The sequence below is a fragment of the Acinetobacter sp. ABJ-A23_2 genome (genome assembly GCF_044538765.1).
GTDB classification, from domain to species: Bacteria; Pseudomonadota; Gammaproteobacteria; order Pseudomonadales; family Moraxellaceae; genus Acinetobacter; species Acinetobacter nosocomialis_A.
The window spans coordinates 1-24,525 of record NZ_JBIUCP010000042.1 but is presented as its reverse complement, the minus strand read 5'-3'; the positions used below and the strand labels follow the sequence as shown (position 1 = coordinate 24,525).

At 38.9% G+C, this 24,525-nt stretch carries 22 protein-coding genes; 14 read left to right on the top strand and 8 right to left on the bottom strand.

The window, feature by feature from the left end:
- Nucleotides 1–11: 11 nt before the first annotated feature.
- The 3 genes from ubiH to ACH63V_RS14080 all read left to right on the top strand — a co-directional run bounded on the left by ubiH (nucleotide 12) and on the right by ACH63V_RS14080 (nucleotide 2,910).
- Nucleotides 12–1,220, top strand: a complete 1,209-nt coding sequence (gene ubiH / locus ACH63V_RS14090; RefSeq protein ID WP_151818742.1) for a 2-octaprenyl-6-methoxyphenyl hydroxylase — start codon at nucleotides 12–14, stop codon at nucleotides 1,218–1,220.
- Nucleotides 1,217–2,449 carry an FAD-dependent monooxygenase gene (locus ACH63V_RS14085; protein WP_396463845.1) on the top strand — a complete coding sequence of 411 codons (1,233 nt, stop codon included), beginning with the start codon at nucleotides 1,217–1,219 and terminating at the stop codon, nucleotides 2,447–2,449. The genes ubiH and ACH63V_RS14085 overlap by 4 nt, the downstream gene beginning before the upstream one ends.
- 209 nt (nucleotides 2,450–2,658) lie before the next feature.
- Nucleotides 2,659–2,910 carry a hypothetical protein gene (locus ACH63V_RS14080; RefSeq protein WP_033852997.1) on the top strand — a complete coding sequence of 84 codons (252 nt, stop codon included), beginning with the start codon at nucleotides 2,659–2,661 and terminating at the stop codon, nucleotides 2,908–2,910.
- Between the two features lie 52 nt (nucleotides 2,911–2,962).
- Here ACH63V_RS14080 and ACH63V_RS14075 read toward each other — a convergent pair whose 3' ends face one another.
- Nucleotides 2,963–3,364 carry a Cd(II)/Pb(II)-responsive transcriptional regulator gene (locus ACH63V_RS14075; RefSeq protein WP_151818740.1) on the bottom strand — a complete coding sequence of 134 codons (402 nt, stop codon included), beginning with the start codon at nucleotides 3,362–3,364 and terminating at the stop codon, nucleotides 2,963–2,965.
- Between the two features lie 65 nt (nucleotides 3,365–3,429).
- Between ACH63V_RS14075 and ACH63V_RS14070 the strand changes: the two genes are divergently transcribed.
- The gene (locus ACH63V_RS14070; protein ID WP_396463844.1) at nucleotides 3,430–4,071 is read left to right on the top strand and encodes a cation transporter; all 642 of its coding nucleotides are present in this window, start codon (nucleotides 3,430–3,432) and stop codon (nucleotides 4,069–4,071) included.
- A 60-nt stretch (nucleotides 4,072–4,131) separates the two neighbouring features.
- Here ACH63V_RS14070 and ACH63V_RS14065 read toward each other — a convergent pair whose 3' ends face one another.
- Nucleotides 4,132–4,734, bottom strand: coding sequence for a LysE/ArgO family amino acid transporter (locus ACH63V_RS14065; protein WP_288420642.1), 603 nt, complete (start codon nucleotides 4,732–4,734; stop codon nucleotides 4,132–4,134).
- Between the two features lie 108 nt (nucleotides 4,735–4,842).
- Between ACH63V_RS14065 and ACH63V_RS14060 the strand changes: the two genes are divergently transcribed.
- A complete protein-coding gene (locus ACH63V_RS14060; protein WP_396463843.1) occupies nucleotides 4,843–5,733 on the top strand; it encodes a LysR family transcriptional regulator ArgP in 891 nt (296 codons plus the stop codon).
- 2 nt (nucleotides 5,734–5,735) lie between these two features.
- Here ACH63V_RS14060 and ACH63V_RS14055 read toward each other — a convergent pair whose 3' ends face one another.
- Together ACH63V_RS14055 and rsmI are read right to left on the bottom strand one after the other, a co-directional pair.
- Nucleotides 5,736–6,122, bottom strand: coding sequence for a hemin receptor (locus tag ACH63V_RS14055; RefSeq protein ID WP_396463842.1), 387 nt, complete (start codon nucleotides 6,120–6,122; stop codon nucleotides 5,736–5,738).
- Between the two features lie 94 nt (nucleotides 6,123–6,216).
- Nucleotides 6,217–7,053, bottom strand: coding sequence for a 16S rRNA (cytidine(1402)-2'-O)-methyltransferase (gene rsmI, locus ACH63V_RS14050; RefSeq protein ID WP_151818735.1), 837 nt, complete (start codon nucleotides 7,051–7,053; stop codon nucleotides 6,217–6,219).
- Between the two features lie 194 nt (nucleotides 7,054–7,247).
- Here rsmI and ACH63V_RS14045 point away from each other — a divergent pair, with 194 nt between their 5' ends.
- The 3 genes from ACH63V_RS14045 (at nucleotide 7,248) to ACH63V_RS14035 (ending at nucleotide 9,305) form a co-directional block, all read left to right on the top strand.
- Nucleotides 7,248–7,649 (top strand): YraN family protein, encoded by a 402-nt coding sequence (locus ACH63V_RS14045; protein WP_151818734.1) that lies wholly within the window; start codon nucleotides 7,248–7,250, stop codon nucleotides 7,647–7,649.
- Nucleotides 7,650–7,727: 78 nt separating this feature from the next.
- Entirely contained in the window at nucleotides 7,728–8,438 is a 711-nt protein-coding gene (locus ACH63V_RS14040; RefSeq protein WP_263613206.1) for a BON domain-containing protein, read from the top strand.
- A 3-nt stretch (nucleotides 8,439–8,441) separates the two neighbouring features.
- Nucleotides 8,442–9,305, top strand: a complete 864-nt coding sequence (locus tag ACH63V_RS14035; RefSeq protein ID WP_272227988.1) for an alpha/beta hydrolase — start codon at nucleotides 8,442–8,444, stop codon at nucleotides 9,303–9,305.
- 26 nt (nucleotides 9,306–9,331) lie between these two features.
- Here ACH63V_RS14035 and nudC read toward each other — a convergent pair whose 3' ends face one another.
- The 3 genes from nudC to dnaQ form a co-directional block, all read right to left on the bottom strand.
- Nucleotides 9,332–10,075: an NAD(+) diphosphatase gene (nudC, locus tag ACH63V_RS14030; RefSeq protein ID WP_396463841.1), complete on the bottom strand. Its 744-nt coding sequence runs from the start codon at nucleotides 10,073–10,075 to the stop codon at nucleotides 9,332–9,334.
- Complete coding sequence (locus ACH63V_RS14025) at nucleotides 10,075–11,718, bottom strand: chemotaxis protein (RefSeq protein ID WP_396463840.1); 1,644 nt, start codon at nucleotides 11,716–11,718, stop codon at nucleotides 10,075–10,077. Before ACH63V_RS14025 ends, nudC begins: the two co-directional genes overlap by 1 nt.
- A gap of 133 nt (nucleotides 11,719–11,851) precedes the next feature.
- Complete coding sequence (dnaQ, locus tag ACH63V_RS14020) at nucleotides 11,852–13,231, bottom strand: DNA polymerase III subunit epsilon (protein ID WP_396463839.1); 1,380 nt, start codon at nucleotides 13,229–13,231, stop codon at nucleotides 11,852–11,854.
- A 232-nt stretch (nucleotides 13,232–13,463) separates the two neighbouring features.
- On the opposite strand from dnaQ, the gene ACH63V_RS14015 reads away from it, so the two are divergent.
- The 6 genes from ACH63V_RS14015 (at nucleotide 13,464) to ACH63V_RS13990 (ending at nucleotide 23,625) form a co-directional block, all read left to right on the top strand.
- Nucleotides 13,464–16,685, top strand: a complete 3,222-nt coding sequence (locus tag ACH63V_RS14015) for a LysM peptidoglycan-binding domain-containing protein (protein ID WP_396463838.1) — start codon at nucleotides 13,464–13,466, stop codon at nucleotides 16,683–16,685.
- 15 nt (nucleotides 16,686–16,700) lie between these two features.
- Nucleotides 16,701–18,536: an extracellular solute-binding protein gene (locus ACH63V_RS14010; protein WP_396463837.1), complete on the top strand. Its 1,836-nt coding sequence runs from the start codon at nucleotides 16,701–16,703 to the stop codon at nucleotides 18,534–18,536.
- Nucleotides 18,537–18,565: 29 nt separating this feature from the next.
- Entirely contained in the window at nucleotides 18,566–19,618 is a 1,053-nt protein-coding gene (yejB, locus tag ACH63V_RS14005) for a microcin C ABC transporter permease YejB (RefSeq protein WP_396463836.1), read from the top strand.
- Nucleotides 19,618–20,628 (top strand): ABC transporter permease, encoded by a 1,011-nt coding sequence (locus ACH63V_RS14000; protein WP_396463835.1) that lies wholly within the window; start codon nucleotides 19,618–19,620, stop codon nucleotides 20,626–20,628. The genes yejB and ACH63V_RS14000 overlap by 1 nt, the downstream gene beginning before the upstream one ends.
- Complete coding sequence (locus ACH63V_RS13995; RefSeq protein WP_396463850.1) at nucleotides 20,606–22,195, top strand: ABC transporter ATP-binding protein; 1,590 nt, start codon at nucleotides 20,606–20,608, stop codon at nucleotides 22,193–22,195. Before ACH63V_RS14000 ends, ACH63V_RS13995 begins: the two co-directional genes overlap by 23 nt.
- 185 nt (nucleotides 22,196–22,380) lie before the next feature.
- Nucleotides 22,381–23,625 carry an NADH:flavin oxidoreductase/NADH oxidase family protein gene (locus ACH63V_RS13990; protein WP_032051500.1) on the top strand — a complete coding sequence of 415 codons (1,245 nt, stop codon included), beginning with the start codon at nucleotides 22,381–22,383 and terminating at the stop codon, nucleotides 23,623–23,625.
- Between the two features lie 5 nt (nucleotides 23,626–23,630).
- On the opposite strand, the gene ACH63V_RS13985 is transcribed toward ACH63V_RS13990, so the two are convergent.
- Nucleotides 23,631–24,314 carry a glutathione S-transferase N-terminal domain-containing protein gene (locus ACH63V_RS13985; RefSeq protein WP_396463834.1) on the bottom strand — a complete coding sequence of 228 codons (684 nt, stop codon included), beginning with the start codon at nucleotides 24,312–24,314 and terminating at the stop codon, nucleotides 23,631–23,633.
- Nucleotides 24,315–24,525: the final 211 nt, after the last annotated feature.

Here is a 24,525-nt window from a genome sequence, read left to right as displayed (position 1 = left end):
GAGCAAACTCGATGCAACAACAAGTGATTATTGTAGGTGGGGGTATGGTGGGTTTGAGCCTTTCCCTAATGCTGGCGAAGGCTAATATCGCAGTCAAGCTATTAGAAGCTGTGAAATACCCAAACTATGATGATCAGAATGTTGCTCCTTACCATTCTAGTTTCGATGCACGTAATACGGCTTTGTCACGTCGTAGCGTACAGATTTATCAGAAGCTAGGGTTATGGGATGCATTACAACAACATGCGACTCCAATTTTACAAGTTCACATTACTGAGCAAGGCAGTTTTGGTAAAGCACGTTTAGTTGCAGAACAAGAGAAAGTCGAAAGCTTTGGACAAGTCATTGAAAATGCATGGCTTGGTCGAGTTTTGTTAACTCAAGTACGCCAACAACCTTTGATTGAGCTAATTGATGGCGTACAAGTCACGGCTTTAACTCAAGATGCTGAACAGGTACATATTGAAGCTCAGCGTGGGGATGAACTTTTAAAGCTTGAGTCAAAATTATTAATTGCAGCAGATGGACGTGATTCTTTCTGTCGTCAAGCAATTGGTGTTGGTGTCGATGTCCACGACTATGATCAGGTTGCGATCGTTACGACTGTTCAGACTTCAAAACCGCATGAGCATGTAGGATTTGAGCGTTTTAGTGCTTTAGGCCCTTTAGCTTTGTTGCCATTACCGGGTGAATATCGTCGCTCAGTGGTATGGCCTGTTAAAAAGGGCACTGAAGATGAGTGGTTAGGCGAAGAAAACGACCAACACTTTTTAGACGCTTTGCAAAAAACCTATGGTGACAGAGCGGGTAAATTTGAAAAAACAGGTAAACGCTTTAGCTATCCGCTTTCACAAGTGCTTGCGCATAAACAAGCGGTTGGACGCGTTATTTTAATGGGTAATGCAGCACACACCATTCATCCTGTTGCAGGCCAAGGTTTTAATTTATGCCTACGTGATGCAGATGTGTTGCTACGTTATTTGGTAAACCAGTTAAGCACATCTGATGACATTGGTAACCCAGATAATTTACTTGCCTATGAACAAGCACGTTTATCTGACCAACAACGCGTGATTAAATTCTGCGATACTGTCGTTCGTGGTTTTAGTAACCAAAATCCATTATTAAAATTAATTCGTAATACGGGATTAATTGCATTTGATGTAATTCCGGGTGTTAAGCCACTGGTAGCGAACTATGCAATGGGGCTAAAAGCATGAGTGAAGTGTTAGATGTCGTTATTGTTGGTGGTGGACTAGTTGGTGGCTTAACTGCTTTATTACTTGCACAAGGTGGTGTACAGCCTACGGTGCTTGATGCTGCCCCTGTACTTGATGTTGAAAAAACATTAAGTGTGATGAACCCACGTGTTTTAGCACTTAGCCAAGCGACTATTCATTTACTTAAAACAGTGAATGTTTGGGATGATTTGGCACGACAAATGCCTTATACCGGCATGCAAGTGTGGAATTTAAATGGCTATGGTGAAATTAATTTTGGCCATGAGTCTGTACAAAGGCCAATGCCAGAACAAGCCTTGGGTTCTATGGTTGAGCCAAGCGTATTGAATGTTGCCATTCAACAAAAAATGCTTGAGCAGTTAACAGATTATCGTACTCAAGTTCGCGTTACCCGTATTGAGCAAGGTGTTGGGTGCTGGCATATTCAACTTGCAGATGGTTCTACGCTTAAAACTAAACTACTTATTGGTGCAGATGGTGCAAATTCATTTGTACGTGAGCAAGCTTTTATTGACCTCGACGTACTAGATTACAAGCAAGCAGCCATTAGCTGTGCAATAAAGACTTCTAAACCTCATCACTATGTTGCCCGTCAAATCTTCTTACCTACAGGGCCTTTAGCATATTTGCCAATGGCGAGTCTTAAAGAAAGTGAAAACGGCTACTGGCAGTCCATTGTCTGGACACTACCAGATGATTATGCCGATGAATATTCAGCTTTAAGTGATGCTGAGTTTATGCAACTTCTAACCCGTGAAAGCCAACATATGTTGGGTGAAGTGTTAGATGTTCGTTCAAGAGCACAATTTCCATTGAAAGCGCGTGCCGCAAAACAATACGTTAAAGCTGGCCTAGCCTTAATTGGCGATGCAGCTCATGTTATCCATCCGCTTGCTGGACAAGGGGTGAATATTGGTTGTTTAGATGCAGCGGTACTTTGTGATGCACTACTGCATGATTTAGGCCGTGGCGTATGGGCACATGAACAAACCTTAATGCGTTATGAGCACCGCCGTAAAGGACAAAACGATGCGATGATGCATAGTATGTCGGCAATTGGTTGGTTAGAAAGTTCTGAGCTATTCCCATTTATTTGGGCAAGAAATGTGGGACTCAAACAGGTTGAACAAATTTCGTTCTTAAAAGAGCGTTTTATGCAACAAGCAAACGGTTTAGGGGCTTTACAAAACACCCTGTATAGTCGTTAAAATAATTACGAAGTTTATGCTCTACTGGTCTAAATAAATATCAGTAGATATTTTTTAAACAATCATTTATATATCATTACCAAATCGGTCAGAAAAGATACGGATTTGACCAATTTGGCTCTTTGCTAAATGCAAAGAGATTGCTAAATTTCTGAGGTCTCAAAGACCATAGCGATGATGCAATACAAATCATTGTGGGGAGTGTAAATATGACAGATATCAATGATTATGAAGATGCAGAAGATTCTGCTGTAGATGAAGATGAAGCCAAAGCGGCTGAGAGTGGCGCGGCTGATGAAGAAGCAGGCAACTTAACTGATGCTGATCTTGCTGAAGCAGAAACGCTTACCGTAACTGCGAAACAAAAACAGCGCCAAGCATTGGAAGATGAAATTGCTGCGTTTTTAGCTCGCGGCGGGAGAATTACTGAAGTTCCGCCAGATGAACATAGCGACCTTTAATACTAAAAAAGCATCACATGAGTGATGCTTTTTTATTGGCTGTTAGGTTGAGTTAAAGGTTGTTTTGCAGCTCTTTTAAAATGCCGCATTCGTCTACTGTACGGTCGGTCGAGCAATGTTGTTTTAAATCGATGAGTGTTTCTTTTAAAAGCAAAAGTCGTTCAATTTTTTCCGATACTTCAATCAAATATTTATTCACCAAATTATCAACTTCCGTACAAGCCTGTTTCGGCTGAGCTTTCATCTGTTTTAGCGTTTTAATGTCGTTGAGAGAAATATCTAATTCGCGGCAATGCTTAATAAATAATAGATCCGCGAGTGTTTGATCTGTGTAAACACGATAATTATTTTCTGAGCGCTGAATACGGTCTAGCACGCCTACTTTTTCGTAATAACGAATAGTATCGATTGGGACATCCGCTTTTTTTGATAATTGGCCAATAGAAAGACTCATAAGACTTGACTCTGGAGCTACTCAAGGGTTTTTAATCACTATAAAAGAGTTTCTGAGGAAATAAAATGGCCGGATGTGGATGTACTTCAACATGTTCTCCTACAAAGAAAGTAAGCCCGCGCTTTAGAAAAGCGTTATGGATTGCTCTTGTAATTAATGCACTCATGTTTGTAGTTGAAATAGTAGGTGGTTATAAAGCCCAATCTGTTTCACTATGGGCGGATGCACTAGATTTTGCCGGAGATGCTGCAAATTATGCTTTGTCTTTAGTTGTACTTTCGATGAGTCTTTATTGGCGCGCAACCGCAGCTCTTGTTAAGGGTATTACGATGGCCGCTTTTGGTTTCTTCGTCATTGCAAAAGTGGTATGGTCATTTTTTCATGGTGTTTCACCTGAACCGATGGTCATGGGGGCAATTGGGGTAATGGCTTTAATTGCTAACGTTTCGGTTGCTTTAATGCTTTATGCATTTAGAGATGGTGATGCCAATATGCGTTCTGTTTGGCTGTGTAGTAGAAATGATTCTATTGCCAACATTGCTGTTATTTTTGCTGCTGTAGGCGTGTTTGGAACAGGCACCATATTTCCAGATTTATTGGTAGCCTTTGTAATCGCATACTTAGGTGTATCTTCGGGCTATGCTGTGATTAAGCAATCATTACAGGAACGAAAACAGTCAAAGGTTATGTTGGGTTCACAGGTTTAGTTTTGATTACATAAATAAAAAGTACCATGTAAGCATGGTACTTTTTAGTGTTTGAATGCATTAGATGAGAAGTGAAATTGCAATACTCCACATAACACAACCAATAAGAAAATCTAAAATTTTCCAAGCTTTTGGATTGGTAAATAGTGGTTTTAATAATCTTGCACCATAACCCAAACTGAAAAAGAAAATCCAAGAAGCAAGAATGCTGCCCAAGGCAAAACTGATTTTATCTTCTAGCTGAGTTGCAACCGAACCCATCAGTACAATGGTGTCTAAATAGACGTGTGGATTTAGCCAAGTAAAGGCCAGACAGGTTATAAGTGCTTGGGTTAGAGTCTGTTTTTGACTACCATCAAGCTCCATGCCTTGATTCGTTTTAAACGCAGCATAAAATGCTTTTGCACCGTAGACCAATAAAAACGTTGCCCCTAAATATTTAGCGACTGTGATTAAGATGGGTGATGCTGTCATAATTTCGGCAAAACCTAATACACCACAGGCAATTAAAATCGAATCAGACAGGGCACAGATTAAACATAGCCAAAATACATATTGCTGTTTAAGTCCTTGCTTTAGAACAAAAGCGTTTTGGGCACCAATTGCTACAATTAGGCCGCTACCAATACCTAAACCTTTAAAAAAAACACTCAGAGAAAGCATAACCATTAAACAGAAAAAAACAGATGTGGGAATTATCTGACTTTTTATTAAGAAATAAGTAAAATTAAGAATATTTAGGTTTGGCTAAAAATAATTTAGGTTTTGTATATGTTAGATAGTAAGCAATGTGAAGCTTTTCTCGCTGTTGCAGAAGTCGGGAGTTTTGATGCAGCAGGAGAGCATTTATGTATAACTCCCTCTGCCGTATCACTACGTGTACAAGCGCTAGAAAAATACTTAGGTCAGATTTTAATAATACGCGGTCGTCCATGTGTACTCACACAAGCAGGGCAAACCTTGCTCCAGCATTTACGTCATACAAGGCTAATGGAACAAAATCTATTACAGGGCTTAATGGGGAAGTCATCTGAATCGGAATTTTATAAAATTGCTTTAGCTTCAAATGCAGACTCATTAGCGACTTGGCTTTTACCCACTATTCAGCAAACGTTATTTAAAGAAAAAATAGTGCTAGAGCTAAAAATTGATGATCAATCACACACGCATACTTTGCTAGAAACGGGACAAGTCAATGCATGTATCACAGCAGAAGAGCAGGTTATGGCGGGTTGCTTAGCTCAGCCTCTTGGTAAAATGCGCTATAAAATGCTGGCATCGGCCGAATTTGTAAACCACTGGTTTAGTGGTGGAATTAACCGAGAAAATTTAAGAAAAACACCAGCAGTTATTTTTAATCATAAAGATTTAATGCATTCGGAAGTTTTATTAAAAGGATACGGTTTACCAATGCAGAGTTATCCTTATAGTTTTATTCCTGCCACAGATGCTTTCGTCAAAGCAATTCAGCTGGGTTTAGGTTACGGAATGGTACCCGAACTTCAAGTTCAACCATTACTCGAAAATGGAACACTTATTGATATTATGCCTGAGGCTCAACTTGATGTTCCTTTGTATTGGCACCACTGGAAAAGACAGTCGAAACAACTTGATGTACTGACCGAAACAATTGTTCAATCAGCAAGACATATCTTGAGATAAACTCAAGAACGAGAACGTGCATAAAAGTTTGAAACGTGTTGAATATAAAACTCTATGTCTGGCGCTGAATAACCTAAAAGTTGTCCGATTCTACGGTCGAGTTCTAGGCGCTCTTCAAGTTGAGTTTCCTTTATTGATTTTTCAATACATAACACGAGTTCATTCAAATCTGTTAAAGAGGCATCTTTATAGATCAGCATAATTGAAAAAGGTACAGATAAAGACGTTTCAATATCTTTACTGAGCATAGTTAAACTACCTTGCTCAAGGTGCTTTAGAAATTCAGTAGGTAATAAGTCATAAAATAAAGCAATTGGTTTCTTACCAGACAATAATAATTCTAGTTCTTGCCCTTCATGGGGGCCAAGTTTTCCAAGCTGTTCAGCCATATCAATACTCTTGTTTTTATGATTAATATTATTATGCAAAATTTATGCGCGGGATGGCATAAAGTATTTGCCATCACCGCACTTAGTTAAAAAATTAAGATTGCGTTAACTCAAGCGCACGTTGATAAGCGACTTTTTTCTTAATACCCGTTAAATCAGCAGCCAGTTGAGATGCTGCTTTAACAGATAAGTCTTGAAGTAAGCGCTTTAAAAGTTCATCTAGTTTTTCTTGTTCCAGATCGGTTTTTTCCGGTGCACCACCAACCACAAGAACAATTTCACCTTTTTCTTGGTTATGGTCATTTTCAATAAAACTAACCAAATCTTTTAAAGTCATTTTTTTGATGGTTTCAAAAGTTTTGGTAATTTCACGTGCAAAACCGACAGGGCGGTTTTCACCAAATACTTCAGCCATATTTTTTACGCATTCTAAAATACGATGTGGCGCTTCATAGAAAATTAAGGTTTGAGTTTCATTTTTAAGCTTTTCGAGTTGCGAAATACGTTGAGAAGCTTTTGATGGTAAAAAGCCTTCAAAACTAAAGCGGTCACTTGGTAAGCCTACAGCACTTAACGCCGCAATTGCAGCACATGCACCAGGTACAGGTATAACTCTAATACCATGTTCTTGAGCAGCTCGAACCAGTTTAAAACCAGGGTCACTAATAAGCGGTGTGCCTGCATCACTAATCAAAGCAATATTTTCACCAGCGAGTAACTTTTGAACTAACTGATCAATTTTATTGCTTTCATTATGGTCATGACATGCTGTAAGTGGGGTAGATATATTATAGTGCTTAAATAATTGAGCCGACTGGCGTGTATCTTCGGCAGCCACAATAGAAACTGATTTTAAGATATCAATTGCACGGAAAGTCATATCATCTAAGTGCCCGATAGGGGTGGCTACAACAAATAACTGAGCACTCATTTGGTTTTTACTCCGTACAGATAAACAATTTTAATCGGTTAGTGTACCCGAAATTATGTTTTTGGCGTGAACAAAGTCAGTGGGCTTTTTATTTTTCGAAGTATCTGCTTTTGATTTGCTCAATTCAAAAAATAAAAAAGCATAGAACTAGCATTAACAGCATTTACATTTTTAAATGGGGAAACAAAAAGATTATGTTAGTTGCACAGCAGTTGGGCCAATGGGCTGAACAAACAGCTTTAAAACTTTTAAAAGAACAGAATTATGAATGGGTCGCCAGTAATTATCATTCACGCCGTGGCGAGGTTGATCTGATTGTAAAACGCGGTAATGAATTGATTTTTGTTGAGGTAAAAGCGCGTGGACAGGGAAATTATGGACAAGCTTGTGAAATGGTCACTGTGAGCAAACAGAAAAAAATAATTAAAACGGCGATGAGGTTTTTACAGCGCTACCCATCTTATCAGGATTTTTATTGTCGTTTTGATGTGATTTGTTTTGATTTTCCACAGAAAATTGCAAAAACAGTACAGCAAGACTTTTCGAAATTCCATTATGATCTGCAATGGATCGAAAATGCATTTACTTTGGATTAAGAGTTCATTACTCTTTTGAGCAAATTAAAACCGATGTTTATGATCAAGCCAAGAAGAGATTGATAGGAGTCTGGTGGAGTGTTGAAACGTATTGCTGTAACAGCGCTTTGTGTCGCAAGTTTGTCAGGTTGCGCAAGTTTTATTTCTGGTGGAACAGGTACAGCTCCAGTTGGAACAGATAGTGGTGTACGTAGCTTAGGTCAGGTATTCATTGATTCTTCAATTAAACGTACAGCGAATATTAACCTCTATAAGCTTGATCAGCGTTTTAAACAATCTCGTATTAACATCGAAAGCTTTCATAGCACAGTATTGTTAACTGGTCAGGTGCCAGATCCTTACTTGAAACAGCTGGCAGAAGACAATGTTAAAGCGATGAGCGATGTGAAAGCCGTACATAACTATATTACGGTAGGTAACAAAGTAAGCTATAACACGATCATGCAAGATGCTGGTGTAACTGCAAATACACGTGCTCTATTAATGAAAGCGCCAGTTGTATCGGACAGTAAAGTGCTCGTCCATACCGAAGATGGTGTTTTATATGTGATGGGACGTTTAAATACAGCTGAAATTAATGACTTAAATAATGTGCTTCAAAATGTTGGTAACGTGACCAAAATTGTGACACTCATTGATAATATTGATTTAGCACCTGCTCCGGCAGCATCGACTGGCAACGCAACGACTACGCCAGTAATTAATAATGTTCTTGCTCAACCAACAGTTCAAACTCCTGTTGCAATTGATCCGGACCAAGCAGATCCAGCATCATCTACTGCACAATAAAATATGAACTTAATTGAACAATTACAAAGCAAAATTGAGCAGGCGAGAACTCTTTATAAAGAGTTCCGCCTCTATGATTTGGGGAGCTTTGCTTTAAACCGTTTTACACCAAAAGACGGTTTTGAGCAGGTTTTAAATGTGCGTTATGGCTTAAAGCCTCGTCATCGTCTAGATATTTATCGTTCTACTAAGCGATTAGCGCATCAACCACTCATTGTTTTTGTACATGGTGGTGCTTGGCAACACGGTAATAAACGAGACTATTTATTCGTTGGTGAAACTTTTACGAAAGAAGGTTATGATGTTGCTGTCATTAACTATCAGCTTGCACCTAAAAATATTTTTCCAAGTTATGTAGATGACTTAACACAAGCATTAAATTATTTGCATCAAAATCAGGAAAAATTAGAAATCTCGACAGAGAATATTGTGCTTATGGGGCATTCGGCAGGTGCATTTAATGTAATGTCTGCTGTTTATCACCCTGACTCAACTAAAATTGAATGTTTAGGGAAAATTAAGGCAATAGTCGGTTTAGCTGGTCCGTATCATTTTGATTATAAGGGTGATCCGCTTGCTGAAGATGCTTTTGACCAAGGTATCTCTTATAAAGAAGTAATGCCTTATTATTTTGTAAATCAAAATAATATTAAGCATTATCTACTCATGGCTGAAAATGATCAGCTCGTAAAGCAACATAATACTTTGGATATGGATCAAGCTCTTAGGGAGAAGGGGAATCATAGTCATATTGCTATTATCCCTAAAACTGGCCATATCACGATTTTGGCCAGTCTATCGAGTTTTGTAAGTCACTACTTCAGAACAAAACGAACCATTTTGCATTTTCTTGATGAAGTATTTTAAAACCATTGAGTTTTAGAAAGCGCAGATTACTTTGCTTGAGTAATCTGCGTAATCATTGCGTGTGCAATACTGCCTTTAAATGGAATTTCAGGAAGCTGATCAAATTTAAAGAATTGTGCATCGGCAATTTCATCTTCCTGCAAAGAAATCTCGCCTGACTCATATTCAGCTTTAAATGCAATCATAAGATTACTTGGAAATGGCCAAGGCTGGCTTGACATATATTGAATATTGTTAAGTTTAAGGCCCACTTCTTCTAAAGCTTCGCGTTGAACAGCCTCTTCAAGAGTTTCCCCAACTTCTACAAAACCTGCAATCAAACCATACATGTTGGTTTTATTGTGAATTGATTTTGCTAATAAGATTTCATCATCACCTTTAGTAATGATGGTAATGATGCAGGGGTTTACACGAGGGTACTGGTGATAACCACAAGCAGGACATACCATCGCATATTCACTTGAGTGTACTTCGGTGGCATGTCCACAGTGGCTGCAAAACTTGTGGTTACGTCGCCATTCGAGCAACTGTACAGCACGACTCGCCTGTAAAAATTGCTCTTTTGACCAGTTAGAAATAAGTTGACGAATTGGAACGAGTTGCAGACCTTCTGGTATAGCTTCTTCACTCAGCAGGTCACGTGCAATGACCTGTTCATCATGAGTGAAAAGCAGATCACTTGCTAACTTTTCGACTTTGGGTAATTGAAAGTTTTGGTCAACCAATAGTTGTTGGTGATGAAAAATATAAGCAAGTGATAATTCAGACATTAAGCTGCCTTTTTTTGAAGTTGTTGACTACTTAGCAATGCTACATCAAACATGGATTGTAGAACAGGCTGTTTATTTTTTAAATTGTCAACTAACATATCTAGTCCAGCTAATACGTTAAAAATACAGTGAATCTGATCATGACTAAAAGCTTGGTTCTGATCGATTTGCTGCTGTACAAATTTAGCAGTTTCAAGCAGAGCATTTTGTTGAACCGTACTTCCTAAAAATTCAGCCGCACCAGCCAATTCTTTTAATGAGCCTGCAATTGCTTCAATATTTTGGGTTTGATCGTTGGCATATAAAGTCAAACTTTGACATACAAAATCGATTAAATTTTTTGTTTCATTTAATAATGTTTCATGTGCTTCATCTAAACGATCTAAAGAAATATTAGTGTTGTTCACACGAATTTGTAGACGGTTAGATGAGTAATGACGTACCAAAATACCAATTGCGTTCATGGCAGATAAAATGCTCTTCATGAGCTGCTGAGCGTAGTTTTCATTACTCAATATATTGATTTGACTTAAACTGCTTGCTTGATGAGAAAGCTCGGCTGCTGCTTCATTTAAGTTGAGTAAGTTAAAGGTATGAGCAAGCTGCATAAGGCTGCTTTGAAGTTGCTGAGCCTTTTCTGGCGACATGTTTTGGTAGTTGTATTCAATATCATTACGAACTTTGTTCATTTCGTCTAAGATCAATTGACTTACCGTTTGCATGGTATCAAAGTCTGGACCATACAAATGTTGGCTCAGTGCTTTAAGTTGAGTATCGGTAAGGAACTCACGACCAATGTTTAGCTGCCCACGAATTTGCTGCGCAAGTTGGTCTTCTTGTCCAATCACAATACTAATAATATCTGCTAGAGCAGTTAAGTTTGCCTCAAAGCTTTCTGGCGATGCTAAAAGTAGACCTATAGCGCTCTCAAGATTAATGAATACACGTAAGCGAGCATCATTTAAAACAAGTTCATCAATGTGATTAAAGGCAGAGTTAACCAATTGCCAATATTGTTGGCTTGGTTGACCATGAGCCATGCTGACTAAATAGCTACCAATAAGTTTGAATGCCTGAAAGTCTCGAGTGGTTTCAGTTTTATTTAAAAATTGATGCAAAGATAATTTATAAAGCTGATGGATAAACTGAGTTTTCTCATTAATGAGCACTTCGGGTAACGGTAACTCAAGTGAAGTTGTTGTAAGGTTTGAAGCAATCTGCTGACCAGATGATGTTAATGGTTTATTTAAGGCTTTTTCCAAATTGTTTAGAGTGTCCAAAAGAAACTGGGGTACTTCAACTTCACGTAAACAAATAAATTCAATATAGCGTTTCACCATGGTCGTGCCTTCACTAAGAGCAACAACCTCATCGGTGTTGATGTGTTCTGGCTTAGCCATAATTTTTTGCATCAACTCAGTTGAATATTGAGTAATTTTTGCCAAATAGGGGATATCAATAAGGCGTAATACTTGAGTGCATTGTTTAAATTGTTCTAACGCATCATCAATACCAAAAGGGAGAGCTTGTTCTTCAATTAATGTACTTACAGCACCTTCTACCAGTTTTATTGAGTTATCAATTTCATTCTTGATAATAAGCAACGCTGTTGGATCAAATTGAATCGAATTATGCTCAGACATAAAAATTCCCCTTTGCAAAAAAAATCAATTGTTATATTCGTCATGGCTCAATATTTTGAGCTAAAAATCTATACGACTAATATAACTTAACTTGCAAAAGGGGAAACTAAAAAAACACTAGAGAATCAAAAATTTATTTTGCAAAAAGGCAAGGTTCTCCATGTTTTTTCTCAAATTCTTTGACCCAAGTCTCATGTATGTTCAACTCTTCATCTGAAGGGTAAATAACGGGTAAATCAATTTGGACTCTAGCTTTTGTCGTTTTTTGCTGGTCAATTTCACTTTGTGATAAAGCATCCATATCAAAGGAAACTTGACCACCGGTCATTGCCAAGTAAACATCAGAAAGAATTTCAGCATCGAGTAACGCACCGTGGAAAGTACGGTCACGAGCTGGAATTTCATAACGTCTAACTAAGGCATCAAGTGAGTTTTTCTGTCCAGGATGCTTATTTTTGGCTAAAGCTAAGGTATCGGTAACTTCACAAACTTCTGAAAGAGCAGGTAACCCAACACGTCTAAACTCCATATCGAGGAAGTTCATATCGAAGGTTGCGTTATGAGCGATAATTTCTGCGCCTTTTAGATACTCAAACAAAGTATCAGCAATATCTGCATAGAGCGGTTTATCTTTTAAGAAATCATCACTGATACCGTGAATGTTTTCTGAATCGCCCACTGGTTTTTCAGGGTTAATATAAATGTGAATCGAACTACCCGTAAGCTTACGGTTAATCATTTCGATTGCGCCGACTTCAATAATGCGGTCGCCATCTTGGAAATAGAAACCAGTTGTTTCAGTATCGAGAATGAGCTGACGAGGGCCTTGCAATTTAAGCTTTGCTTCTGTAAGTACAATCTGTGGATGAATGTTGCTACTTTGCTGCTTAGTTTCTTGCTCTACAGCTTCAACTTCATTTACTTCTTCGTCGACAGTAATCATCTCAACTTCTTGTGATGGTTCAAGAGCGACATCTTCATCTTCGGTTGTTTCAACCAGATCAAACCCGAAAGGGTCATCTAGCAACCAGTCCTGTTCAGGCTTTTTTATATCTTGCGGTGCAGCGACAGACTGGGGTTGTTTGAGTTCTTGAGCAGTCTTATCTGCACCTAAATTTGCAAGTTGGTCTGCCATTTCATTGCCAGGATGTCCTGCATGGCCTTTAATCCAATTCCACTCAATATTTCTACCTGCGCAAACAGCATCAAGTTTTTGCCATAGGTCAGGATTTTTAACATCTTTCCAATTTTTCTTTTTCCAGCCATGAATCCACTCTGTAATGCCTTGCTTTACATAATTTGAGTCTGTCCAGATAATTAATTGTGCATCAGGAGGGCAAAAAGAAACGCCCTCAATAGCAGCCATAAGCTCCATGCGGTTATTGGTTGTGTCGGGTTCACCGCCAAATAATTTATGTTCACCCTGTTCGGTAATGACATATGCACCCCAACCGCCTAAACCGGGATTGCCACGACATGCACCATCAACATACAGTGTGATTGTTTGAGACATAAATCGAAACCTAAACTGAAAGAAAAAGAACTGAATATGGTGTATTGTATACGCAAAAAGTTCGGTTCCATCGTTACAAAGCAAGCTTTTTTTAATTTCTTGTAACATTTCCATGCAAATGACATTAAATTATTGCCTTGTCTATCTTGCATGCTTTACTACAATGGCATCGAAGACCTAGGGTTTGTGGGCAGACCCCAAGAAATATTACGCGAGTTGTTTGGAAGTTTTTATGTATAAACCAACCACATTTGTGTGGCAGCCATCTGCAGCATCATTATTCAAAATTACAGTACTTAGCTCTGCTTTAGCTGCGTTGGGTATTACAACAGGCTGCTCTTCGACTCCGCAATCTGCAAAAACCTCGAAAACAAAACAGGTCAGTGGAGCAGGCTATCTTGATGCAAGCAGTCTAGACTCGTTAGAAGATTTACTTTCAGCAACAGATATGCGTGCTGTAGAGGGTGATCGTTTACTTATTTTAAAACATGGTGACGTTTGGAAGCGTATGGCTGTGGGCTTCAAAATGGACCTCGATCACTGGGATCCGCGTATTGAAGCGCAGCGTAGTTGGTTTATTTCACGTCAGCCCTACCTTGACCGTTTAAGTGCTCGCGCAAGTCGTTATTTATATCATACTGTTAAAGAAGCAGAACGCCGTGGTCTTCCAACTGAACTTGCGTTATTACCGGTAATTGAAAGTTCATATGACCCTGCTGCAACAAGTAGCGCGGCAGCAGCAGGTTTATGGCAGTTTATTCCAAGTACTGGTCGTATTTATGGTTTACAACAAACTGGTATGTACGATGGTCGTCGTGATGTTGTTGAATCTACACGTGCTGCATATGAGTTCTTAGGAAGCTTATATAACCAGTTTGGTTCATGGGAATTGGCTTTGGCAGCCTATAATGCTGGTCCGGGTCGTATCCAACAGGCGATTAACCGTAACCAAGCTGCTGGTTTGCCAACTGACTATTGGTCACTAAAACTTCCACAAGAAACGATGAACTATGTTCCACGTTTCTTGGCAGTTGCACAAATTATTAAAAATCCACGTGCTTATGGCGTTTCATTACCACCAATTGCGAATAGACCCCATTTCCGTGAAGTGACATTGTCTGCGCCGTTGTCTTTAAATGAGATTGCATCGGTCAGTGGTCTTAGCCGTGCCGAGTTATATGCATTAAACCCAGGCTATCGTGGTGAAACAGTAGACCCTGCAAGTCCAATGCGTATTTTAATTCCGGCTGATGTAAGTCCATCAGTTGATAATAAATTGAAAGGAATGAAAGCGGGTGGTGCTTCAGGTTGGTGGGCAAATGTCACTTCGCCGTCTAAACCTACAACCAGTCCTTCAAGTTCAGTCACAATTAAAACCACACCAGCGACTCAGGTTCAGCCTGTAAGACCAACGACACCTGCTAAAACAACCAGCAGCTCTGTGACTGTAAGAGGTTCAACGCCGCGTGGTTCTGATGCTTTAGCTGCTTTTGCAGCATCCGCGGATGTGCCAAGTGCACCTCGTATTCCAGTTGCAGTAACACCTGCAACCAATGTTAAGCCAGTAAGAACAGAACCACCAATTTCAGCAGTTGAGCGTGAGAAAATTTTAGCGGCGGTTCGTGCTGAAGGTGAGAAGGAAACCGTTGAGCAAGCTTTACAGCCACAGGCCACTCAAGCTGAAAAAGATCAAGTGGTTGCTGAGTTAAAGGCAATTGCACCGCAAGGTACCGAAATTGTTGATCCTTACGATGGCAAAATTAAGTTAACTGCGATTCAGACGAGCCTGTCGGTTGCTGAACAACAAGGTAAAGAGTTAAGTAAAGGTTTTGCTTATCCGAAAACTTTAACTGAAGACGCAAGCGTTGCAAACTCTGAAGAAGCACAGCGTAATAAAGATAAGCCTTATATTAAAACTGATACTGATGTCGTTGTTGTACAGCCTAAAGGTAAGCGTAGTACCTATACCGTACAACCGGGCGATACATTAGCGATTATCGCAATGAAAAATGGGGTCAACTGGCGTGATGTTGCCAAGTGGAACCAGATTGATCCTGAAAAGACTCTATTTGTAGGAACTAGCCTGTATTTGTATGATGCTAAACCGCAAGAGGTTGAGTCTACGACAAAATCAGCAGCTAAACCTGATGTATATGTTGTTCAAGCAAATGACAGTTTAACAGGCGTGGCAAATCAATTTAATTTGTCAGTAAAACAGCTTGCTGAATATAACGATTTATCTGTCAGTGATGGCTTATTTGTTGGTCAAAAGCTGCATTTGAAAGAGCCTAAAGGCAACCGTAATTCTGCTAAGGCAGAGCCTAAAGCTGTTCAAGCAAGTACACGTCGTATTGCAACAAAGAGCTATACAGTTAAACGCGGCGAGTATTTGAAGTTAATTGCAGATCGTTATGCATTATCTAATCAGGAATTGGCAGAGCTAACACCAGGGTTGTCAGCTGGTAGTAATTTAATGGCTGGACAGAAAATTAATGTACCTGCAAAAGAAATTGCTGCTATTGATGAATCTGATGACAACAAAGCTTCTGGCAAATATGAAAAACTTGCAGCAGGTCCGTCGTATAAGACTGAAAGTTATAAAGTACAGCGTGGCGATACATTATCAAGTATTGCGACCAAGTCTAAAATTAGTTTAGCCGAACTTGCAGAACTGAATAACTTAAAAGCGAGTAGCCATGTACAGCTTGGTCAAAACTTGAAAGTACCTGCGGGCGTAAGTGTTCCAGACCACTATGTTGTTCAGTCGGGCGATAGCTTACATGCGATTGCGGCTAAATATAACTTACAAACCAGTTATTTGGCTGATTTAAACGGTTTATCTCGCACAGCAGGTGTTCGTGCTGGTCAGCGTTTAAAATTGACAGGTGAGGTTGAAACACCGAGCAAGGCTACGACTAAAAATGCCAAAGAAGAAACACCAGATACTTATACTGTTAAATCTGGTGATAACTTACGAAGCATCGCCAGCCGTTATCATTTACAGTTAGATTACCTGACTGCATTAAATGGCTTGTCTCGTAACAGCAGTGTGCGTGTCGGTCAGCATTTAAAGTTAACAGGTGATGTACCTACTGTAGAAACAGCGAAAGCTGATACAGCAAAATCATCAGCTAAACCTGTTGCAGCAGGCAAAAATACTGAAAAGTATACGGTTAAAGCGGGTGAGTCATTAAATGCGATTGCGAGCCGTGCAGGTATTTCAGTTCGTGAACTTGCTGAAATGAATGCATTAAAAGCAAATGCTAACCTACAGCGCGGTCAAAATATTGTGATTCCAAAAACTGTAGTGGAATACAAAGTTAAACGTGGTGATACCTTAATTGGTCTTGCGAGTAAATATGGTCTAGAAACCACTTTACTGGCGGAACTCAACAACTTAACACCGTCGACTCAATTACGTATTGGCGATATTATTAAAGTGCCTAATTTATAGAATAATTAGAACTTTATGCAAAAGTTATATTCTCAACTGAGCCTGCTAGTCGGGCTCAGTGTTTTTTCACAAGTTGTATTCTCTGCGCAGCAAATCACGCCTTATATCGCAATTCATTCTAAGCCTAAATACCTTGCAATGGCTGCTATGCCTTATGCTAACCCAAATGCACCTAAAGGTGGAGTGTTGAGTCGGGCTGCGCAAGGGACTTTTGATAACTTAAACAGCATGAATGGGAAGGGAAACGCGACAGAAGGTGTAAATTATCTTTTTGATACTTTAATGACTCAGTCACTCGATGAAGTTGGGGTTTTATATCCCCTTTTAGCCGAGAAAGTTTCGTATGACCCAGAAAGAACCCAATCCATTACTTTCTATTTAAATCCCAAAGCTCGTTTTAGTAATGGTCAGCCTTTAACCGCGACAGATGTAAAATTTAGCTTTGATACGTATCAGACCAAATCTAATTTTGGCCTACAAATGTATCTTGCTGACTTGGCAAAAACAGAAGTGATCAATCCACATCAAGTTAAATTCACTTTTAAGTCTAGTCATAATCCTAAAATGCCATTTGTTGTGGCGAGCTTACCGATTTACTCAAAAGCAGATTGGACGAACCGTGATTTTACCCGTATTACCTTGCAACCGATTGTAGGTTCAGGGCCATATGTTGTTGAGAAGATTGATGCAGGACGTAGTATTAGCTATAAACGAAACCTGAATTATTGGGCCAAAGATTTGCCTATTAATAAAGGGCGCTATAACTTCGACCATTTAAAATATGTTTATTACCGAAATTGGGATATTGCATTCGAGGGTTTTAAATCTGGGCAATATACCTTGCATGAAGAAACTAATCCTAAAAAATGGGTCACTGACTACAAGTTTCCAGCGGTAAAAGCAGGTTTAATCACTCTATATAAATTTAGACACCATAACCCGATTGCAACCGAAAGTTATGTATTTAACACACGACGAAAACCTTTAAACGATATTCGCTTTAGACAAGCTTTAACCTATGCCTATGATTTTGAATGGCAGAACAAAGCTTTGTTTTATGGACAATATCAACGACTACAAAGTTATTTTGAAAATAGTGAGTTGGCAGCAACAGGTCGTCCTTCAAAGAGTGAGCTGGCGATATTAAAGCCTCTTTTGCCAAAGCTTTCACCAGTCATGCAAAAAGCTGTTCTGGCAGGCTGGAAATATCCAGTCTCAGATGCCAGCGGTTTTAACCGTCAAAACTTATTAACTGCCAGACAATTACTCATTCAGGCAGGCTATAAAATTAAAGAAGGGCAGTTATATACGCCCGAAGGCAAGCCTGTACAAATTGAGTTTCTTATTCAGCAAGATGGCAAACAAAGAACACTCATGCCATTTGTAAGAAATTTAAAAAAATTAGGAATTAATATTACTTTACGGCAAGTCGATGCACCGCAATATTTAGAGCGTACACGCCGTTATGATTTTGACATGACCACCATGAACTTGCCGCAATCTTTAAATCCGGGCAATGAACAGGCTCAGTTCTGGGGAAGTGCCGCAGCAGTTCAAGATGGTAACTATAACTACGCTGGTATTCGTAATCCTGTCATTGATGCAGTTATTTCAAAACTGGTCACTGCCAAAGACCGTGAGCAGCAAATTATTTATACTCATGTTCTTGATCGATTACTTCGTGCAGGATATTACCAAATTCCGACTTATGGAAAAGGTGATTATTGGTATGCATACTGGAATATGTATCAGCAACCTAAAGTGAAACCCGTGCTCTCTGCTGGTATAGAGTATTGGTGGAGTAATCCAAACCAAGCCAAAAAAGTTGCCCAATATTTACATCAACAATAAAAGCACGTACCTAAAGGAAATCCTGTTATATGGGTTCATATATTCTGAAGCGACTTCTTTTAATGATTCCAACGTTGTTCATTATTTTATTGATCAACTTTGTGGTCGTGCAAATTGCACCAGGTGGGCCAGTTGAACAGGCAATTTATGAAGTAGAAAGTGGCTTAGGAGCAGGGCGTGTATTAGGTACTGAAATGTACTATCAGGGCGCTAAAGGATTAAGCCCTGAAATGGTTGAGCAAATTAAAGCACAGTACGGTTTTGACCATCCTCCAGTAGAACGTTTTTTACTGATGTTAAAAGGCTATTTGACCTTGGACTTTGGACAAAGCTTTTTTAAAGATAAACCAGTAGTTGAGCTGCTTTGGGAAAAAATGCCTGTATCGATCTCGATTGGGCTATGGAGCACTTTGCTGATTTATCTTATTTCAATTCCGCTTGGTATTAAAAAAGCCAAACAACAAGGTACATGGTTTGATCGTTCTACCTCTCTATTACTTGTAGTAGGTTACGCAGTACCAAGTTTTGTCTTTGCTATATTACTTATCGTTTTCTTTGCAGGTGGATCATATTTTCACTGGTTTCCATTGCAAAACCTCGTGTCGGATAATTTTCATCAATTAAGTCTTTTCGGAAAAATTACGGACTACTTATGGCACATGACGTTGCCGCTTATTACCATGGTGTTGGGTGGTTTTGCTAGCCTAACTTATCTAACCAAATATTCATTTTTAGAAGAACTCAATAAACCTTATGTCTTGGCAGCTTATGCAAAAGGTTTAAATAGTCAGCAAGTCTTATATAAACATGTATTTCGTAATGCCATTTTAGTGGTTCTTGCTGGATTGCCAGAGGCTTTAGCAGGCATTTTCTTTGTGGGAAATCTTTTTATTGAAATTATTTTTCACCTAGATGGTGTTGGGTTATTAGGCTTTGAAGCAATTGTTCAGCGAGACTATCCAGTTATTTTTGGCGTATTGTTTTTCTTCACGCTTTTTAGCCTGCTTTTACGTCTTATTTGCGATGTGCTGTATCAATGGATTGATCCACGTATTCACTTTGATGCACAAGGAGGCAAATAATGTCTTTTATTGTGCGATCACGACTACAAAAGTTTAGGCAACATAAATTAGGGTGGGCAAGCTTTATCTTGTTTAGCCTCATTTTAGTGATGTCCTTGGGTGCTGAACTCATTGCTAACGACAAACCATTGTTGGTGAAATATGAGGATGCTTATTATTTGCCTGTCGTTAAAACATATCCCGAAACCACTTTTGGTGGTGTGTTTGAAATAGAAGCAGATTATAAAGACCCTGCTGTACAAGAACTTATTAACCATAAAGGTTGGGCGATTTGGCCGCTCATTCAATTTTCTTATCAGACACCTAATTTAGACTTAGCTGTACCTGTGCCATCGCCACCTTCTAAGCAGAACTGGTTAGGAACAGATGACCAAGGGCGAGACGTACTGGCACGTATTCTTTATGGACTTAGAGTTTCATTACTTTTTGGTTTAGTTTTAACAGCTTGTGCAGCACTACTGGGCATTTTTGTGGGTGCTATACAAGGCTACTATGGTGGCTGGGTCGATTTGCTGGGACAACGACTGGTAGAAGTCTGGAATGGTTTACCCATGCTGTTTATGGTCATGATTTTGGTCAGCATGTTTACCCCAAATGTATATTGGCTATTTTTTATTATGCTGTTCTTTAGCTGGACCGTACTTGTGGGAATTGTCCGTGCTGAATTTTTAAAAGCGCGTCAACTTGACTATGTCCGTGCGGCTCAGGCTTTAGGTGTAAATGATAGAGCAATTATTTTTAAGCACATTTTGCCAAATGCCATAAGTTCTAGCTTGTCACAATTACCTTTTATTTTGACGACCAATATTATTGCTTTAACAGCACTCGATTTCTTGGGCTATGGCTTACCGCCAGATGCAGCTTCTTTAGGTGAATTATTGCTACAAGGTAAAAATAACTTGGATGCACCCTGGTTGGCTTTATCAGGATTTTTTAGCCTTGCTTTTGTGTTGTCATTATTAATTTATATTGGGGAGGCTGCACGTGATGCATTTGACCCAAGAAAATAATTTAAGTGAAGATGCTACCTTGCTAAAAATAGAAAACCTTTCAATATCTACGCAAGATCAGACTTTATTGGAGGGTCTCAATTTACACTTACAAGCTGGTGATACGCTTGCAATTGTAGGTGAGAGCGGTTCAGGTAAAACAATAAGCTGTTTGGCGATGATGGGATTATTACCAGAAAAATTAAAAATATCTGGTCGTATTATTATTGATTCAAAAAATATTTTAGAAACAGATGAAAAGACAAAAACACATATAAGTGGCCGCCAAATTGCCATGATTTTTCAGGAGCCTTCTACGGCTTTAAACCCATTGCATCGGGTTGAAAAAATTGTCGGTGAACATTTTATTCTACAAGGGTGGTCAAAAAACAAAGTACAGCAACAGGTTATTCAACTATTAAAAGATGTACGAATTGCTAATCCTGAGCACATTTTAAAGCGTTATCCGCATGAGCTCTCTGGTGGACAAAAGCAAAGGGTCATGATTGCGGCTGCACTAGCACTTCAACCTAAAATTTTAATTGCAGATGAACCAACCACCGCGCTTGATGTCATTTTACAGACGCAAATTTTAGAATTATTAAAATCTTTGCAAAACAAATATGGCATGGTGCTGATTTTAATTAGCCATGATTTAAATTTGGTGCGCCGTTATGCCAATGAACTCATTGTATTACACAAGGGGCAGGTTGTAGAGCAAGGTCAGCTTGAACAGATCTTTAAAAATCCTGCATCAATTTATACTGAGCAATTGTTAGATCTTAATCTTGGTTTTGCTCAGCCACTTTTCTCCAGTCATAAAATTTTATCTGTTCAACAACTCAATGTTAAATACCCAATTCGGAGTGGTATCTTTAACCGAATTCAAAGTTATACCACTGCTATTGAAAACATAACCTTTGAGCTTACCCAAGGCGAAGCATTGGGTGTGGTTGGTGAAAGTGGTTCTGGAAAATCTTCTTTGGCTTTAGCGCTGGTCCGATTAATTAAAAGTGAGGGGCAAATTATCTTTTTAGGGCAAGACATAAACCGCTTAGAACAAAAAGCTTTGCGTAAGATTAGGTCAGACTTACAAATTGTTTTCCAAGACCCATTTGGTAGTTTAAACCCACGTATGACAGTAGGGCAGATTATTGCTGAAGGCTTAAAAGTGAAAGCTGTAGCTGATAGCGAGATCAAACAGCAAGTTAAATCTGCTTTGGTAAAAGTTGAGTTGGCTGAAGACTTTCAACATCGCTATCCACATGAACTTTCTGGTGGGCAACGTCAACGCGTTGCTTTAGCGAGAGCTTTAGTGGTTCAACCTAAACTTTTAATTTTAGATGAGCCAACATCTGCCTTAGACCGAACCACGCAAAAAGCCATGATTCAATTATTGCGACGTTTACAACAAACAGAGCACCTCAGCTATATTTTTATTAGTCATGATTTAAATGTGGTCAAAGCACTGTGTCATAAAGTGATGGTATTACGGCATGCAAAAGTTGTTGAATATCAGCCGACTGAACAGTTATTTAATGACCCTAAAACTGAATATACTAAGCAGTTAATTATGGCAAGTCTTTAATTTGTTTAAATAAGTTTGTGTTTTATAAGCATAAATATTATTTAAATTTTTAATGCAAAAAGTTGCATTTCTCTATACTTTTTAAATTTGACATGTGCTATTGTCAGTTATCGATTTTCCCTTGACATGACCTATAACTCATCTAAATTAGAGTAATTGCTCTAAAGTATTAAAAGAGGTTAACCATGAGCCAGATTGCACAACCAATCACAATTCGAAATACCACATTTAAAAACCGGATTATTAAAGGTGCAATGAGTGAGGCACTTGCAAACTATGAGGGGCAGCCAAATGACTTACATTTGGGCTTGTATGGTGCATGGGCTAAAGGTGGTTTAGGCTGTGCGATTACTGGGAACGTCATGGTCAATTTCGAAGCCAAAAATGAACCCGGCGTGGTTGTGATTGAAACTGAGCGTGACCTAGAGCGTTTAAAAGAATGGGCAGCGGTCGGTAAACAATATGGAATGGTACAGCTCATTCAATTGTCTCACCCAGGCCGTCAGTGCCCTAAAGGCTTAAATAAAGAAACAGTTGCACCTTCGGCAGTTCCTTTTAGTCCAGCTTTAGCGACTATGTTTGGCACTCCACGTGCGCTTACACATGAAGAAATTTTGGATATTATTAAACGCTTTGCAACAGCTGCCAGCATTTGTGAGAAAGCTGGTTTTGAAGGGGTACAGTTACATGGTGCACACGGCTATTTAATTAGCCAGTTTTTATCGCCATTAACCAATAAGCGTACAGACCAGTGGGGTGGCTCAGTTGAAAACCGTACTCGCTTTTTACTAGAAGTTTATAAAGCGGTACGTGAAGCAACTTCAGAGAATTTTATTATTTCAGTGAAGCTCAACTCGGCTGACTTCCAACGCGGTGGTATTAGTGAAGAAGATGTGATTTCGGTATTTAAAGCCGTTGATGAAGCAGGAATTGATTTAATTGAAATTTCAGGTGGTACTTATGAAGCACCTGCAATGGCTGGCGCAAAAGCCGATAAACGTAAAGCAAGTACCATTGCACGTGAAGCATACTTCTTAGATTTCGCTGAAAAAATCCGTCAGCATGTAAAATGTAAACTTATGGTGACAGGTGGCTTTCGTACTGTAGAAGGCATGAATGCTGCTTTGGCAAGTGGTGCATGTGACTTTATTGGTATTGCTCGTCCACTTGCTGTTGAAACAGATTTAACTGACCGTTTAATCGCAGGCCAAGATGTTCGCTATGCCGTAAAACCAATTAAAACAGGTTTACCTTTTGTCGATAAAATGGCAATTATGGAAATCATTTGGTACGCAGCACAATTTAAAGCAATTGGGCAGGGTAAAAAGCCAAATCCAAAGTTATCGCCTTTAATTGTGTTTTTAAATTACGCGAAGGGCAATATTAAGGCCGTTGTTCAGGGGCGCGTGAATTCACGTAAATCTGCATAAATAAATTACCAAGCAATAGCCCAGTAAGTCTGAAAAGTAGAAGCAGACCATTGACCTTTAATTAAAGCATTTTTAAAGGCTGGTCTGTTTTCTATTTGGGCCAGATAACGCTGTATATGTTTAAACTGGCTGTAATTTGGTGAACAAGCTAATAATGGAAACCACATCAAAATATCAGCAGTAGTAAACTGATCTCCAGCAAACCATAAGTGACGTTCTAAATGTTTATCAATCATGCTCATGTGTCGTTGTAATGATTGATTGAGATAGCCTTGATCAAATCCATATTTTAAAAGCTTAGGAACGAAACGGACCAGAAAAGGTGTGCGCTCTGCAATTTGGTGAAAGATTTGTTTGAGTACCAAATCTGGGATGAATGTCGCCTCACAGTAATTTTTCCAATAATAAAAATTTTGAAGTTGTTGATTTCCTAAATTACTCTGCCCCAGTTGTGGGTGTAAATGAGAGAAATAATCTAGGATTGCTGAGGTTTCAGCCAAAATTGCAGTTTGTCCGTGTTCACTAATTTCGAGCGTTGGAAATTTTGATAATTGATGTGGTGAGTTATTATTTTTGTCTTCGTCCGAATGATATTTAATGATGAGTTCATAGTTGAGCCCTAATTCTTCTAAAAACCAAATAATGCGTTGAGAGCGTGAATTTTGTAAATGAAATAATCGAATTTGCATGTCATGTTCAAATTATAGTTTTGATCTTTTAGTATAGGGTAGAACATAGCTTAAGTATAATAAAATATTTATAAATCATGAATTTATAATATTTTATATGAGAAAATAAAAGCCACTGTATTTTTAGACAGGGGCTTTCAAAGTTGGACATCCTTAGAGACACTCTAACCATGCTTATTGTCATGAAAGAGGTTAAGTATCAAGTTTCTTT